Below are 14,839 nucleotides of genomic sequence, written 5' to 3'. Positions count from 1 at the left end.
AAATGAACTACACGTTTAATATTAACAACATTCAGAACTTTTAGTCCACAAAAAAGAACCGATTTTATCAATCGGCTCCTCTAAATACATATTGTTCTTTCGGCTGTTCAACTTTATTCCATTTTGTTACTTCTAATACAGGAATATTCGCATGAAACGGCTGATAAAACTCAGTAGTTATCTCTCCTTCTACTTGAATCCAGTCATCATTATTCCACTCTACGCCTTCTGGCTTTTTCACTAACATACCATACACGCCAGAATCTGCTACGCAATGTATAATACCGAAACGGAATAAGAAGTATTGTTCTTTTTTAGAAGAATCATCTCTAAAAACAAACCCTTTAAAAGATAATTTTTTTCCAGTAAACTCGCCAGGATAATTATAAATTGTTTCCATACCCTTTAGGAAGTCTTCATCTTTCAAATTAATATTATCTTTCGTAACAAACTCTTTCTTCCCTTTTTCCATTACACCGCGGTATCCTTCTTTCCCGTAATAAATGCTCGTATCAGGTCTTAGAAATTGTCTTGTCATAAATGGATCCTTACTTTCTGCTTGTGCAACAGGAAAGTGAAACCCTTTCGCTTTAACAATATCCGAATCTAGCGTCGCAATTGGGAAAAATAACCCTGAGATAATTGGAAAACAAAACAATGAGTACGAAAATGCTTTTTTCCACCATGTATTCTCATCTTTTGAATGATCATGTCCGCAATGACCATGGTCACAACTACAATCATTTTTCTCTTTTTCCTTTTGGTGTTCTTTTTGGAAAACGACGATAATTTGTACAATCGTTAAGAAACCTAAAATAATTGCTGCTGTTGTTGATAAATAGGCATACTTCATATTGATATACTTCGTAATGTTACCGGAAATATGAAGCTGCGCAATTAATATTGTAAAACCTAATAATATATATACTCGAAACATAACCTACCACCCCATCGCATAAATGAGTAGTGAGCTTGCATAAACAACAAGAGTAACTGTAACTATAACAACAATTACAAATTTCGTTTTAAATGTCGCAAGCATCATAAACATATTTTTAATATCCACCATCGGTCCGTAAACGAGGAACGCGACAAGTGAAGCTGTTGAAAACGTACTTTGGAACGAAGAAGCGATAAATGCATCTGCCTCTGAACAAAGTGATAAAATGTAAGCAAGTCCCATCATAACAGCTGATGAAGAAAACGGACCTTGTCCAATAGCAAGAAGTGTTGAAGTTTGTACAAACGTTTGTACTGCTGCTGCAATTAACGCACCTAGTACTAAATATTTTCCCATTGAGAAGAATTCCTCAACAGCGTGTGTACATACATCCCACATTTTTTTACGCAGTGGACGCTTATTATTCACTTCTGGGAAGTGATTATCTCTTAATTGATGTTCTTTAAACATAAAGGATAATATAATTCCAACGATAATGGCTACGATAATCGCTACAATAGAACGATACCATACCATGTGCATACTACTCCCAAAGGCAACATAAGTAGCAAATAATACAACTGGATTAATAATAGGTCCAGTTAACATAAATGCAATCCCTGCGTATGGTGGAACGCCTTTTCCAATTAATCGTCTTACAATCGGAACAATTCCACATTCACAACCTGGAAACAACATGCCTAAAAAAGTAGCTAATAAAACAGACAGAAATCGGTTCTTCGGCATCCATTTTGCCACCATATCTTCTGTCACGAACATTTGAATGAATCCTGAAATAAATACACCGATGAGCACAAAAGGAAGTGCTTCGATCAATATGGAGATAAAAATTGTATTCATTTGCAGGAATGCTTTCGGTAATTGAAACAATTCCATGATGTATTTCCTCCAACTTTTCATTAACAATATGTAATTTTAACCCCATTTCATTAATTGAACAAGGCTTATATGGAATACATACCCTTTATATACATTACATTGTACAAGTTATATTCTATTTAAAATTTGAGATTTCATAGCAAAAAAGCTGCTCTAGCGTAGTTGTATAACTATGCTAGAGCAGCTTTCTTATCGTTAAAAGTAACGTTTCTTCCAAAAAACAAAAGCTAACGTGAAAGATAGTGTTACACATATGATGAGTACAATTACAAAACCGTGGGCTTCTCCTTCAAACGGAACCTTTACGTTCATTCCAAAGAAACTAGAAACCATCGTCGGTAAAGATAAAATGATCGTAATTGACGTTAACAGTTTCATAACACTATTTAAATTATTTGATATAACGGAGCTAAAAGTATTCATCATTCCACTTAAAATGTGACTATATATTTCCGCCATTTCAATAGCCTGTTTATTTTCAATTAATACATCTTCTAATAAATCTTGATCGTCTTCATACATTTTTAAAAATGTACTATTACGCATTAACTTTTGAATTACAATTTTATTAGCCTTTAATGACGTTGTAAAGTATACTAAACTTTTCTCAAGGCCTAACAATGTGAAAATCTCTTTATTTTTCATTGACTGATTTAATTGATGCTCTAAATCAATTGTTTTTCGATTTATTTGCTTTAAGTATCTTAAATAATAAGTAGAAATTGTATATAAGAGCTGAAGTGCAAAGCGCGTCTTCTTAAACGTATAAAATTCTTTAATACGTTGATTAATAAAACGTTCAAAAATTGGATTCTCTTCTAAGCAGATTGTAACAAAACAATCCGGCATCACAATCATACCTATTGGAATCGTGTCATAAATCGAATTTCCTTCTTCGTCATGTCTAACTGTCGGAATATCGACGATAATTAAAGTATTATTGTCTTCCTTTTCAATACGAGAGCGTTCTTCATCATCCAAAGGGTCTTTAATGAAATCTAAGTCTACATTTAAAGTTTGTACTAGATATTGAATTTCTTCTTCTGTTGGATGAAGTACATTAATCCAGCACCCCTTTTGCATTTCCTCAATCTCTTGTAGTTTTCCGTTTCGGTCTGTTAAATATATATTTAACATACTATCACCCCGATTCTTTTTACATGTAGGAATCTACCTCTCTTAAATCACAGTTTTTAAACCGCCATTCTCAGCATATGAAACATACGTTTAAATTTCAATAGAAAAATTATTTTGAAAACGTTTTTATAAGAAAAATATTATAAAGTGAAACTTTAATCAGTGGGGGCTTCATCCCTCCCACTGATTTTCAGCCCTCACCAATCGGGCTTTTACAGGCTGCCCGCCCCCAACCAAACTTCTTTTCTTTCGCTGAATTTTGAGATGAGGATCTTACTGCCCGTTAGAGCGGGATAAACATAGAAAAAGACAGAGTGCTCTCTGCCTTAAAAGCTTATGTTGCCTTTATAACATATTTAGAAAGCATCCACAAGTTAAACCCGACTGAAATCGTATAGCCCGCGTATGTTGAAATGATAAAACTTACATAATCGAAATACGGAAGCAATACAATATTTAAAACTATCTTCACAATAATTCCAATCACTAGTCCTAGCACCGTCTTCTGCTGTTGATTGATTCCTTGTAGCATAGCAGCCGTTACTGTAAAAAGAGAAAATAGTATGCAAGCAGGAGCATAATACTGTAAAATGATTCTCCCCATCTCTGGATCATTTCCAGCACCAAATAAAAGGGTATATACAGGCTTGGCTAACACCATCATTCCAATTGCCGCCGGTACCGTAATCGCTACTACTAATACATTTGTTCTCGTAAAATGTTTGTACAATAGCTTCGTATTTCCTGCTGTATAAGCTTTCGTCATCTCTGGTACGAGAGACATACTAAAAGCTGTCGCAACGGATACCGGGATAAGCACAACCATTTGAACAAGGCCAATTATTGCATTAATTTTTTCCGCTTCGCCTTGCATATACCCTATCTGTATAAGTAGTTTATTAATTGTAAATGTATCAATCGTCTGATACAACGGAATTGCTAAGCCTACTACAACAAATGGAATAGAATATGTAAAGAGCTCCTTATAAAGCGAGAAAAAAGATTTCGTTGTTTGTGGTATACTTGCCATTTCTTTTTTCTTTAAGTGCCTTCTCCTTCTCATATAATACGCACTTAAAACAGTTAATCCACCTACAGCTCCCATAAAGGCACCGAACGTTGAAATACCAACTGCTAGCGAAACAGAAGCTTTTAAAACATATAAAACGACAAAGCTTCCTATTAAAATGGTTAAAACCCGAAAAAATTGCTCCACAACTACACTTAATGCAGAAGGCCCCATCGATTGGAATCCTTGAAAGAAGCCCCTTAATAAACTCATTACTGGAACAAGTATTAACGCAAAACTTACAATTCGAATATTAGTAGTAACCGCTCCTACACTATTCCCCGTTTGATCATTCCCATCGATGACAAGTTTAGCTAAATGCGGAGCTAGCATATATAACGTAAAACACGAAATGACTCCCATTATAAACATAAACACGATTCCACTTTTCAACACTCTCTTAACCGTATGATAATCATTCAGTTGATCATATTTTGATACCATCTTTGAAACAGCTAGCGGTAATCCCATTGTTGCTATGCTGAGCATGATGGTATAAGGACGATATGCATATGTGTATAGAACGTAACCACTCGTACCGACCATCGCTGTAAATGGTATAACATATATAAACCCTAACATTTTTGATATCATCGTTGCCATCGTTAAAAATATCGTTCCACGTATAAACGGTGACCCTTTCATCACATTCCTCCGCTACGCTTTATTATTACACATTATGGACAACTCCTTTTCTTTAGAACCGAAACAAACAAAAAAAGCCAATGAAAAATCATTGACTTTAACGCGCTGCTTTTTTCTTTTTGAAATACTTTAAACCAAAGTATAGAGCAATAAAAAGAACAGCTCCTATAATTATGTAATGTGTGTAATCAGATGCATACTCTTTAATTTGTCGCCAATTCCCACCAAGTTTTTCACCTAAGTATATAAATAGAATTGACCATGGAATGATCGCTACAACCGTATAAAGTGTAAATAGTTTTAATGGCATCTTAGCTAGTCCTGCTGGAATAGAGATCGCATGACGTACTACTGGGATAAAGCGCGCAGAAAATATTACACCTGCTCCATAACGCTTAAACCAACCTTCCGCTATGTCTAAATGATGTTTATTAATAAGTAGATATTTCCCATATTTCTCTACAACCGGACGCCCTCCGTAGTATCCAAGCCAGTATAAAAAGATTTGCGCTAAAGTACCACCAATCGTTCCGGCGATAACTGCACCCACAAAACTAATTTTACCATTTGCTACTAAAAAGCCAGCATACGAAAGTACAATTTCACTCGGGATTACTTCAATCATTAAAGCAAGAGCTACTCCAAAGTAACCTAAGCTTGCAAAAAATTGCAATAACTGATCTATTATGTTTGCTAACATGTTCTTTTTTATCTCCTTTTTTCTTCACATACCATCCCATTATTACATAAAGGCTGCAATCTGCCAATATCTTCATTTTAACAATATGTACAATTCAAGCAGGATTAATCTATTAATTTCTCTTTCTGCGGGTCTTTCATGTAGGCAAACATCTCTTTAATTTGGTCTTCTGTATTTCTAGCAATTGATAAATTAGGCAATTCATTTTCACCAAAAAACTCCACCTCTTCTGTTTCAATGCTAGTTTTCTTTTCTCCACCAATAATCTCACATCCAATGAAAATCTTATATACATGCGTCGCCGATGGAGATGGTTGATGTTTTTCTTTATCAAATATAGCTAGTAACTTAAAATGATCTACCTCATAACCAGTCTCTTCGAAAACTTCTTTTGCTGCAACTTCGGTTGGCGTATAACCGACATCAGCCCATCCACCTGGCAATGCCCATTTCCCATCGCTTTTTTCTTTCACAAATAATAACTTTTCATTTTGAAAAACAACAGCTCTTATATCAACTTTAGGTGTTTGATAGCCTGTCTCACTTGCAAATAATTTCTCTACGACTTCCCAATCTGTTTTCGTGTAATGTGACATCATTGAAATAGAAATATCTCGTAATTGCTGGAAACGCTCAATATCATACACATCCTTAGAATACGTTAAACCCGCTTGAGCTATAGATTGTATTTGTTTTACCCAATCAATCCATTTAATCGTCATATATCCGCATCCCCATTCTCTATCAAATATATTACTTCATTTTCATTGATACATCTTTATTATACAAAAAAAAGAGATTGATAACGTTTCAATCTCTTTCAAAATTAATCCAATTCATGTAAGTGGTCTTGTATATACTTTCTTCTCTTATTTATATATTCATAAATCATATCAGCCTCTTGATCAAATGTTTCTAATTTTTCTTTCATGTATGGATCTTGTAGTAAATATGGACGAATCAATTCACACAACCCTTCTACTTTCGGCCTCATAAACGAAACTGTAAATTGATCTTCTAATATTTCTTCTAAAATACTTCGATACTGCTTTCTAAATACAGGTATGTCTAGCAATCTTGCACTCAACGTATTATACCCTTGAATGCGAATATATTCATGATTAAGCGGTCTCCCTTGTACATCTCGCCCCCAAGTCGCATCATAATCCCACGGTATAACTTCAAATAAATTTGTTTCATCGTTATGATATAGTGCATAGTTATGAACAAAACCATCAAAGTTTTGCGTAAAAATAACTCCTGCTAACCATCGTAAATATTTATCTACATGTAGAAACTTCCCAATTTCTTTTTCATAGGCTTCCCTCGTCAAAGTATTCGCTTGAAATACAAATTCACTCAGTTGTTCTTCACTATTTTCATTCGAATATTTAAATTCATAACCCGCAAAGAGCTCTGTCTTAACATCTTTATCTCGTTCACTCATTAATGAAAAATTCGCATCATCATCTATTGCATAATAAATAGAACCACTCGGTAATCCTCTATTTTTTAAAAAATTTTCATCAACCGATTCTAACTGTAAGTACACACCTTGAATTTGACCATTAATTTTTATAAATACATGTTGTGATTTTGGCGAAAGTACACCAATATCATGAAAAAAATCTAAAGATAATTTATTTCTTATGAGAGACGGATCCATAAACTCCGAATTCAAATGAAACTCTTTCGCACCTTGAAATTTTTTAGGCTTATAAAACATAACATGATAAGACTTTTTCTCAAATTCCCGAATATGAGCTCCTCGGTATACGATATCAATATCATACTTCTTTTTTCCATAAGTTAATTTTGCTGGCACTGGACTATCTGACCAAATGTCCTTTTTCAATTCCACTAAGTACATTGGATGAACAAAAAAATCATATGAAGGCAGCATGTTTTCTCATCCCTTCTCAGTTCTCTTCATTCAATGTATGCGCCTTGTCTTGTCCATACATCCGCAATCATCTATTTATATAAAATTACACTCTTGTCCTGTTCAGAAAGATGCCTACATACATATCATGTTAAGGAAAAAGAATACCTTTTCACTTTAATACATGATAAGGAGGATTTCTATGAAACGTGATATTAGAAAAGCTGTTGAAGAAATCAAAAGTGCTGGGATGGAGGATTTCTTACACCAAGATCCAAGTACTTTTGAGTGCGATGATGATTGCACTACAAAAATAGAGTGTAACGAAGATTGTAAATGCCCAAGAACAAGATGTACTCGCGTGAAACATTGTACGTTCGTTACAAAATGTACTCACGTTAAAAAGTGGACATTTGTTACAAAATGTACTCGTGTTCGCGTGCAAAAATGGACGTTCGTTACGAAAGTAACGCGTAGAAAAGAATGCGTTTTAGTTACAAAACGTACTCGTAGAAAGCATTGTACATTCGTTACAAAATGTGTACGCTTTGAAAAGAAATTTTACTGGACTAAACGATGTTACTGTAAAAAATGCGAATTCTTCCCTAATGGACACGGTGGCTCTTGCGACGATTCGTGTGATGACGGAAAGAAATGGAACGATTGCAAAGATGGCAGACATAAATTCCCATCTTGCAAAAATAAGAAATTCGATCACTTCTGGTATAAAAAACGTAACTGCTAGTTTTTATACCACCCAAAAAAAGGCCGTTTTGCGGCCTTTTTTACATTTATTGAAAGTGACTTATATCTGCAAATTGTTTCACTTTACCAATACCCTCTTCAAATTCTATTATGCTCAAACTGGCACTATGCATAAATGGATCATCCCACACATTTTCTATTTCAATTCCCGCGAAATGCCCTACAAGTAATTTTGCTGCTGCCGCATGAGACACAATCAATATATTTTGTCCTTTATGCTTCTCTAAAAGAAGCTGCATCCCTTCAATTACTCTTTCATAAACGTCCTCAAAATTTTCGCCTGATGTTGACTGAAAAAGATGTGGCTCATTCCAAAACAGATGTACTTCTTCTGGAAATTGCTTTTCTATATCCGCGATTGTTTGTCCTTCCCATATACCCATGTTGATTTCATAGAAATGCTCATCCGCTATAATGGGTATATCACGTTCCCCCTTTATTAACTCTGCCGTATGAAGTGTTCTTTCGCTCGGACTACTATAAATCGCATGGATTGGTAAATCTTTCATTCGATTTCCTAATTGTTTCGCCTGAACTATACCATTTTCAGTTAAAGCAGAATTTTTCCGTCCCTGCATTCGCTTCGCTACATTCCACTCTGTTTCACCATGCCTTGTTACATATATAGTTGTTTTCATTTCTTACTCCCCCTCACCATGTTGGTCGTAATTCCCACGGTTCAACTCTCCCTACAATCCACTCCGCTCGTTTACTTTCAATCCCTTTTATAATTCCATCAGCTATCTCTTCATGAGTAAGCCATCTTCCATATGTATCTTCTAAAATAAAACCTAAAATAATTCTATGATAAATACATCGCGTACTCCCTATTTTTTGTGCAGGCATACGTGATGCTTTACTACCTAAAATATGAAATAAACTATATGTTTTAGACGACAAATCTAGTTCTTTACAAATATTTGATAGTGCATGCTTTGCACTTGTGTGTACCCATGCAACAACTAATGTGATCGGGCCATTTTTCTTAATTGTACTTTTAATAGCTAGCTTTACATCTTCATCATTATGATAATCTAACGAAAGGCATGTAATATTTTCTGGTGCAGAACTCATTCGCTTAACATTTTCTAATTTCACTTCATCTCGTCCAATAATAGAAACATAAAATCCTTTCTCACAAAGCCACATAGAAACTTTCTTTAGCATTCCTGTCCCACCAATTACAAGTGCATGCAAATGCTATCCCTCCCTAATAAAATGTCATATGAGGTTTCTCATCTCTATAATAATTTAAACGGTCTTGCAGTGTCCCTGAGTGAAACTCAAATTTATGACCGTCAGGATCAACAAAGTATATAGATTCGCAATCTCTTACATCACGTTCTCTTCCTTGTAAAATATGAACATCATTTTCTTCTAATCGCTGTATTAGACATTTAAAGTCTTCTTGTTCAACAGAAAATGCAATGTGCGTATAAGATTGATGAATCTCATTTCTCGGAATATGCGTCTCTTCATTAAGCGCTATCCATACTCCACATATGTTAAAATAAGCTAATTTTCTTCCTTTAACTAATAATTCTCCTTCTAATACTTTTTCATAAAACATAATAGAGTTTTCTAAATTAGATACCGAAAAACAAATATGATTGATTCCTCTTAACAACTATAATTCCTCCTTATACAAATAAAAGATGAGCGAAAATTCACTCATCTTTTATTATACTATTTTTTTGTAATATATGCCCATTTATAACTGAAGTCCCCGCCAAACGTATGGTTAGCAATGCCTTTTACAAATGGCTTCTCTAAATAAGCTGTACTTTGTTGGTACGTAGGAGAAATTGCTGCGTCTTGACCAATTAAGATTTTTTCAGCTTCCGCAAGTGCATTCCAGCGTGCTTTATCATCTTTTAATAGCTCTCCTTTTGATTTCGCTACTAAATCATCATACTTCGGATTAGAATAATCCATTTCATTAAATGAGCTTCCAGTAACAAACATATCAATATAAGTCATTGGATCCGGATAATCAGGGCTCCATGCAGATAATGAGAATTCATATTGGAATTTCTTTTCTAAATCTAGCTTCTGCTTGTATGGTTGCTGTTTCAAATTCACTTTAATACCAGGCAAGTTTTTCTCTAGTTCTTCCTTAATAAAGTCGCCTACTTTTTTACGGCTACCGTTATCATCGTTTAGTAATTCAACCGTAATTGTATCTTGACCAAGCTCTTTCTTCGCTTCTTCCCATAATTTTTTTGCTTTCTCTGCGTTATCTTTACTATCACGGAAGTTTTTATTTACAGAGCGGAAATCTTTTCCATCCGGACCTGTCGTGAATTTTTCAGGTACTAAGAAATATGCTGGCAATGAACCGTCATTTAAAATGACATCAGCAATTCCTTTTTTATCGTATGCTAAATCAATCGCTTCACGTACTTTTTGGTTTTTAAATGTTGCATTTTTTTGGTTAAAACGTAAGAAATATATGCGCGGGTCTAACTTCGTTTTAAATTCATCTGGTTTATTCTTTTTATATTTATCAACAAATTCAGAAGTTAAAATAACTCGATCTGCTTGATCACTATCATATAAATTTACTCCCGTGCTTGTTTCCTTCACAATACTTACATTAATTTCGTCTAACTTTACAGTATCTTTATCCCAATAATTAGGATTTTTCTTTAACTGATAATTTTGTTCATGTTTCCATTGACTCATTGTAAATGGTCCATTATATACTAATTTATCTGCTTCTAATCCGTATTTATCTCCTTGCTCTTTCACATATTTTTCATTTAATGGGAAAAATGTAGGGAACGACGTAAGCTCAAGAAAATAAGGTGCTGGTTGCTCTAATTCTACTACCAACGTTTTATCATCCTTCGCTTTAACACCCAGTTGATCTAATGGTAATTCTCCTTTATTTACTTTCTGTGCATTTTTCACATCAAATAAAATGAATGCATATTCTGCCGCTGTTGCTTTATCTAATGTACGTTGCCATGCATATACAAAATCTTGTGCTCGAACTGGATCACCATTTGACCATTTCGCATCACGTAATTCAAATGTATATGTCTTTTTATCTTCACTAATCTTCACATCTTTTGCCATACCTGGTGTTGGTTTATTATCTTTATCTAGACGATATAAACCTTCCATTGCATTTACAAATACACGGAAAGATACAGAATCCGTTGATTTAGATGTATCCATTGAAGGAATTTCAGCTGTTTCTAGCAAATTTAAAACTTGTTTATCGGCCATTCCCTTATTCGATTCTTTCTTCGTTGTCGAAGCCTTCTCACCATTCCCACACCCTGCAACCAATACACTCGTCGTTAACGCAAGTGCAGCAATTGTTGTTGTCTTTCTCTTCATTCTTCCTTCCCCCAATCTATATGTATAAGTTAAATCCTATATAATATATTTTATTATACAAAAAATTCTGATTATTTTAAATATTTATTTTAACAAACATAGAAAAAAGCGATCGGAAATTTCTTTCCAGCCGCTTTCTTGAATAGCATTTACTTGTAATCCATCCTCTATATCAAATGGATTTTGAACTTTAAATATTTCTTCCATTAGCTTCAAAAACTCTTCTTCAGTTTTAGATTCACCATTAACCATAAATGAGTATGGTTCCACTTCACCTAATTTATAATCGACAACAAATTGAATCTTCACCTTTTGTCTTGGCGTTCCGGTGTTATATCCTTGGAATTCTACTAATTCTAACCCTTCCGTTCCACGATAATATATCCAACCTGAATTTTGAAAATAATTTTCGAAAGATTCACCTATTGAAAAGAAAGGATATTCATAAAGCGAGCTTGTACGAACCTTTTGAATAACGTCTCGATCAGTCGGAAAAAAGAAATGACTAAAAAATATGCTAGCAACTGCTAAAATAGTAACAATTGTCGCTCCCATTTTGCTCGTTCCGCCGCTATCATTGATTAGATAGTTTTCAACTGATTTATCTTTTATTTCTCTTGCTTTTATTCGGTATATACGTCTTTCCGCAAATTGATAGTACAATCCATTTGCAAAAATCCCCATTCCAAACAGAATAAAAATGAGTAATAAAAACGTAAGAGGCACCATATTAATGATTGGCAACGCTACATTAAATCCCATATAATACGAAAATGCATCACACGCTACTAATAACAACATAAATAAAGCAGCTGGTACATAATACATACGATATCCTAGCCAGCCTATATTGAAAATAGCAGCCCAACCATTCCAGCTCCACCTAGCAATCCGCTTATTCTCAAGCTCCCATTTCCTTTTGTAATACGGATATTGTCTCCCTACATATACTTCTAGTTCTTTATCTATTAACGAGCTACCTTCATCTTGTTCATTATCCAAGTTTCGCTGACAACTTGCACAATTTAACTGTTCCTCCTCGCAAGGTTGCCCACAATTTATACATTTCAAAACAATCCCTCTTCCCATCCATACGTCATTTCAAAATACCTTCGTGTTTTAATAACCACTCTTTCCTCCATAAACCACCAGCATATCCAACAAGCTTTCCACTCTTCCCTATTACACGGTGACATGGAACAATTATTGAAATTGGATTCCGACTATTTGCCCCTCCTATTGCCCGTACAGCTTTTGTATTTCCAACTTTCTCTGCAATATCTAAATATGAAGCACTTACGCCGTACGGAATAGTATAAAGTGCATCCCATACATTTTTTTGAAATGCTGTTCCCTCCGCAGACAGCGGGACCGTAAACTCTTTTCTTTCCCCTTTAAAATATTCATCTAACTCATTTATACATTGTTCTATCATTTCATTTTTATTTTCTTCTTGTCGTTCATCAACAAATATAACAGACGTAATTCCTTCTTGATTCGCTGTAATTTCAAGCAAACCTACTTCGCTTTCATAATAAGCCTGGTACATATGCCATCCTCCAATTCAGTTCATATTAGTCATTGTAACACGAATATACAAAATTTTTCGTATAAGCGTTTTATTAGAGAAACAAAAAAGAGAATGATACAATGTAAGAAAATTCAATCTAGGAGGCTATTGGATGAATTCCGAACTTTTTTCACCTTATACAATTAAGGACGTTACATTAAAAAACCGGATTGTTATGTCACCTATGTGCATGTATTCATCGGAAAACGGGAATGGCCAAGTAACGAATTTCCATCTCATTCATTATGGAACAAGAGCTGCCGGTCAAGTTGGTTTAGTTATGATTGAAGCAACAGCCGTGTTACCTGAAGGTCGAATTTCAAATAAAGACTTAGGCATTTGGGATGACAACCTAATTGAAGGCTTACATAAAACGACTACTTTTATACATGATAATGGTGCAAAAGCTGCCATTCAACTCGCTCACGCCGGAAGAAAAGCAGAATTAGAAACAGATGCGTTAGCTCCTTCAGCCATTCCATTTAATGAAACAATGAAAATGCCAATAGAAATGAGCAAACACCAAATTAAAGATACTGTATTAGCTTTTCAGCAAGCTGCTGTACGATCAAAACAAGCTGGATTTGATGTTATTGAAATACACGGTGCTCACGGTTATCTTATTAATGAATTTCTTTCTCCGCTTTCCAATAAGCGGACTGATGAATATGGTGGTTCACCTGAAAACCGCTATCGTTTCTTACGCGAAATCATTGACTCGATAAATGAAGTTTGGGACGGGCCGTTATTTGTCCGTATTTCAGCAAATGATTATCATCCTGACGGGTTAACAGTTCAAGATTATGTTCAGTATACAAAGTGGATGAAAGAACAGGGAATAGATTTAATCGATTGTAGTTCTGGCGCAGTTGTACCAGCACATATTGATGTGTATCCCGGTTATCAAGTACAATATACCAAACATATTAAAGAGCATGCTAACATTGCAACTGGTGCAGTTGGATTGATTACGACCGGAGTACAAGCAGAGCAAATTTTAAATAATAACGAAGCAGATTTAATTTTCATCGGACGTGAATTACTTCGCAATCCGTATTTTCCGAGAATAGCGGCCAATGAACTTGGCTTTGAATTGCAAGAACCTCACCAATATAAGCGAGCACCAGGAAAAATTCATACGAATAAATAAAACCGAGAAGTCATTCTTCTCGGTTTTATTTATTCTATCGTTGTAATTTCATTTGAATTATAAGTATGGATACCCGATTCTTCTCGCAGCGCGGTTATATACATCCCTTTCGCCACATCTTTAGCTGAAATTGGTTTATATTTTTTGAAAGCTCCTTTAAAGATAAACGGAATAATACGAGATAACTTTTCAGCCATTCGTTCGCCGAAACGAAATTCTTGTCGATTTCCTACTAATAATGATGGTCTAAAAATGTGAATACCACCAATCACTAACTTTTGCAATTCTTCTTCCATTTTTCCTTTCACTTGTGAATAAAAGAAGAATGATTTAGGATTCGCTCCCATAGAAGACACGACAAGGAAATTTTGTACCCCTTGTTTTTCAGCTAAACACGCAGCCCGTAACGTATATTCATAATCTACTTTTTTAAAATTTGCTTTTGTTTTTGCTTTTTTTATTGTTGTTCCTAAGCAACTAAAAACATCATCCACAGCAAAGAACTCTTTATATTCCTCTAATACCGAAAAATCAACTTGTTTCTGCTGTAACTTCTCATGTTGCAATTGCATTGGCTCTCTTACAAAAATAGTAACCGAATCGTAATAATCTGATTCAAGTAATAGACGCGTTATCTCTTGTCCAACTAAACCACTTGCACCAAGTATTAACGCTGTTCGCTTATTCATATATGCATATACCTCTTATTTTACTTTTCTCTCCTTCAGTAAAA

16 protein-coding genes are annotated in these 14,839 nt (G+C 34.7%); 2 read left to right on the top strand and 14 right to left on the bottom strand.

Going from position 1 to position 14,839, the window contains the following annotated elements; genetic code table 11:
* Positions 1 to 67: 67 nt before the first annotated feature.
* The 7 genes from BHV55_RS10275 to cotH all read right to left on the bottom strand — a co-directional run bounded on the left by BHV55_RS10275 (position 68) and on the right by cotH (position 7,294).
* Complete coding sequence (locus tag BHV55_RS10275; protein WP_070757504.1) at positions 68 to 937, bottom strand: TIGR03943 family putative permease subunit; 870 nt, start codon at positions 935 to 937, stop codon at positions 68 to 70.
* Between the two features lie 3 nt (positions 938 to 940).
* Positions 941 to 1,837, bottom strand: coding sequence for a permease (locus tag BHV55_RS10270; RefSeq protein WP_070757506.1), 897 nt, complete (start codon positions 1,835 to 1,837; stop codon positions 941 to 943).
* Between the two features lie 198 nt (positions 1,838 to 2,035).
* Positions 2,036 to 2,977: a magnesium transporter CorA family protein gene (locus BHV55_RS10265; protein WP_000932389.1), complete on the bottom strand. Its 942-nt coding sequence runs from the start codon at positions 2,975 to 2,977 to the stop codon at positions 2,036 to 2,038.
* A gap of 334 nt (positions 2,978 to 3,311) precedes the next feature.
* Positions 3,312 to 4,691: a putative polysaccharide biosynthesis protein gene (locus BHV55_RS10260; protein ID WP_000678847.1), complete on the bottom strand. Its 1,380-nt coding sequence runs from the start codon at positions 4,689 to 4,691 to the stop codon at positions 3,312 to 3,314.
* A gap of 97 nt (positions 4,692 to 4,788) precedes the next feature.
* A complete protein-coding gene (uptA, locus tag BHV55_RS10255) occupies positions 4,789 to 5,391 on the bottom strand; it encodes an undecaprenyl phosphate transporter UptA (RefSeq protein ID WP_000880691.1) in 603 nt (200 codons plus the stop codon).
* 104 nt (positions 5,392 to 5,495) lie between these two features.
* Positions 5,496 to 6,113, bottom strand: a complete 618-nt coding sequence (locus tag BHV55_RS10250; protein WP_000153584.1) for an NUDIX hydrolase N-terminal domain-containing protein — start codon at positions 6,111 to 6,113, stop codon at positions 5,496 to 5,498.
* 104 nt (positions 6,114 to 6,217) lie between these two features.
* Complete coding sequence (cotH, locus tag BHV55_RS10245; RefSeq protein ID WP_000937997.1) at positions 6,218 to 7,294, bottom strand: spore coat protein CotH; 1,077 nt, start codon at positions 7,292 to 7,294, stop codon at positions 6,218 to 6,220.
* Between the two features lie 181 nt (positions 7,295 to 7,475).
* Here cotH and exsB point away from each other — a divergent pair, with 181 nt between their 5' ends.
* On the top strand, positions 7,476 to 8,018 hold the full coding sequence (exsB, locus tag BHV55_RS10240; protein WP_000817485.1) for an exosporium protein ExsB: 543 nt from the start codon (positions 7,476 to 7,478) through the stop codon (positions 8,016 to 8,018).
* Between the two features lie 46 nt (positions 8,019 to 8,064).
* On the opposite strand, the gene BHV55_RS10235 is transcribed toward exsB, so the two are convergent.
* The 6 genes from BHV55_RS10235 to BHV55_RS10210 all read right to left on the bottom strand — a co-directional run bounded on the left by BHV55_RS10235 (position 8,065) and on the right by BHV55_RS10210 (position 12,935).
* Entirely contained in the window at positions 8,065 to 8,676 is a 612-nt protein-coding gene (locus BHV55_RS10235) for a phosphoserine phosphatase 1 (protein ID WP_070757508.1), read from the bottom strand.
* Positions 8,677 to 8,689: 13 nt separating this feature from the next.
* A complete protein-coding gene (locus BHV55_RS10230) occupies positions 8,690 to 9,235 on the bottom strand; it encodes a short-chain dehydrogenase (protein WP_016117649.1) in 546 nt (181 codons plus the stop codon).
* Positions 9,236 to 9,248: 13 nt separating this feature from the next.
* Positions 9,249 to 9,665, bottom strand: a complete 417-nt coding sequence (fosB, locus tag BHV55_RS10225) for a FosBx1 family fosfomycin resistance bacillithiol transferase (protein ID WP_000943769.1) — start codon at positions 9,663 to 9,665, stop codon at positions 9,249 to 9,251.
* Between the two features lie 59 nt (positions 9,666 to 9,724).
* Positions 9,725 to 11,386 (bottom strand): peptide ABC transporter substrate-binding protein, encoded by a 1,662-nt coding sequence (locus BHV55_RS10220; protein ID WP_000824281.1) that lies wholly within the window; start codon positions 11,384 to 11,386, stop codon positions 9,725 to 9,727.
* 84 nt (positions 11,387 to 11,470) lie between these two features.
* Positions 11,471 to 12,475: a DUF2628 domain-containing protein gene (locus BHV55_RS10215; protein WP_083320191.1), complete on the bottom strand. Its 1,005-nt coding sequence runs from the start codon at positions 12,473 to 12,475 to the stop codon at positions 11,471 to 11,473.
* Positions 12,476 to 12,482: 7 nt separating this feature from the next.
* The gene (locus tag BHV55_RS10210) at positions 12,483 to 12,935 is read right to left on the bottom strand and encodes a methylated-DNA--[protein]-cysteine S-methyltransferase (protein WP_061654779.1); all 453 of its coding nucleotides are present in this window, start codon (positions 12,933 to 12,935) and stop codon (positions 12,483 to 12,485) included.
* A 133-nt stretch (positions 12,936 to 13,068) separates the two neighbouring features.
* Between BHV55_RS10210 and namA the strand changes: the two genes are divergently transcribed.
* Positions 13,069 to 14,106, top strand: coding sequence for an NADPH dehydrogenase NamA (namA, locus tag BHV55_RS10205; RefSeq protein ID WP_070757512.1), 1,038 nt, complete (start codon positions 13,069 to 13,071; stop codon positions 14,104 to 14,106).
* Positions 14,107 to 14,135: 29 nt separating this feature from the next.
* Here namA and BHV55_RS10200 read toward each other — a convergent pair whose 3' ends face one another.
* Positions 14,136 to 14,795 carry an oxidoreductase gene (locus BHV55_RS10200; protein ID WP_001042736.1) on the bottom strand — a complete coding sequence of 220 codons (660 nt, stop codon included), beginning with the start codon at positions 14,793 to 14,795 and terminating at the stop codon, positions 14,136 to 14,138.
* Between the last annotated feature and the right edge of the window lie 44 nt (positions 14,796 to 14,839).

Origin of the sequence: Bacillus sp. RZ2MS9 (assembly GCF_001816185.2) — a bacterium.
Classification (GTDB): Bacteria; Bacillota; Bacilli; order Bacillales; family Bacillaceae_G; genus Bacillus_A; species Bacillus_A cereus.
The sequence above is the reverse complement of the archived record's forward strand: the minus strand, read 5'-3'. Positions and strand labels throughout refer to the sequence as shown.

Excerpts from the sequence above, each read along its gene's own strand:
- BHV55_RS10275 (WP_070757504.1), bottom strand. The coding sequence starts at position 937 with ATGTTTCGAGTATATATATTATTAGGTTTTACAATATTAATTGCGCAG.
- BHV55_RS10270 (WP_070757506.1), bottom strand. The coding sequence starts at position 1,837 with ATGGAATTGTTTCAATTACCGAAAGCATTCCTGCAAATGAATACAATT.
- BHV55_RS10265 (WP_000932389.1), bottom strand. The coding sequence starts at position 2,977 with ATGTTAAATATATATTTAACAGACCGAAACGGAAAACTACAAGAGATT.
- BHV55_RS10260 (WP_000678847.1), bottom strand. The coding sequence starts at position 4,691 with ATGAAAGGGTCACCGTTTATACGTGGAACGATATTTTTAACGATGGCA.
- uptA (WP_000880691.1), bottom strand. The coding sequence starts at position 5,391 with ATGTTAGCAAACATAATAGATCAGTTATTGCAATTTTTTGCAAGCTTA.
- BHV55_RS10250 (WP_000153584.1), bottom strand. The coding sequence starts at position 6,113 with ATGACGATTAAATGGATTGATTGGGTAAAACAAATACAATCTATAGCT.
- cotH (WP_000937997.1), bottom strand. The coding sequence starts at position 7,294 with ATGCTGCCTTCATATGATTTTTTTGTTCATCCAATGTACTTAGTGGAA.
- exsB (WP_000817485.1), top strand. The coding sequence starts at position 7,476 with ATGAAACGTGATATTAGAAAAGCTGTTGAAGAAATCAAAAGTGCTGGG.
- BHV55_RS10235 (WP_070757508.1), bottom strand. The coding sequence starts at position 8,676 with ATGAAAACAACTATATATGTAACAAGGCATGGTGAAACAGAGTGGAAT.
- BHV55_RS10220 (WP_000824281.1), bottom strand. The coding sequence starts at position 11,386 with ATGAAGAGAAAGACAACAACAATTGCTGCACTTGCGTTAACGACGAGT.
- BHV55_RS10215 (WP_083320191.1), bottom strand. The coding sequence starts at position 12,475 with ATGGGAAGAGGGATTGTTTTGAAATGTATAAATTGTGGGCAACCTTGC.
- BHV55_RS10210 (WP_061654779.1), bottom strand. The coding sequence starts at position 12,935 with ATGTACCAGGCTTATTATGAAAGCGAAGTAGGTTTGCTTGAAATTACA.
- namA (WP_070757512.1), top strand. The coding sequence starts at position 13,069 with ATGAATTCCGAACTTTTTTCACCTTATACAATTAAGGACGTTACATTA.
- BHV55_RS10200 (WP_001042736.1), bottom strand. The coding sequence starts at position 14,795 with ATGAATAAGCGAACAGCGTTAATACTTGGTGCAAGTGGTTTAGTTGGA.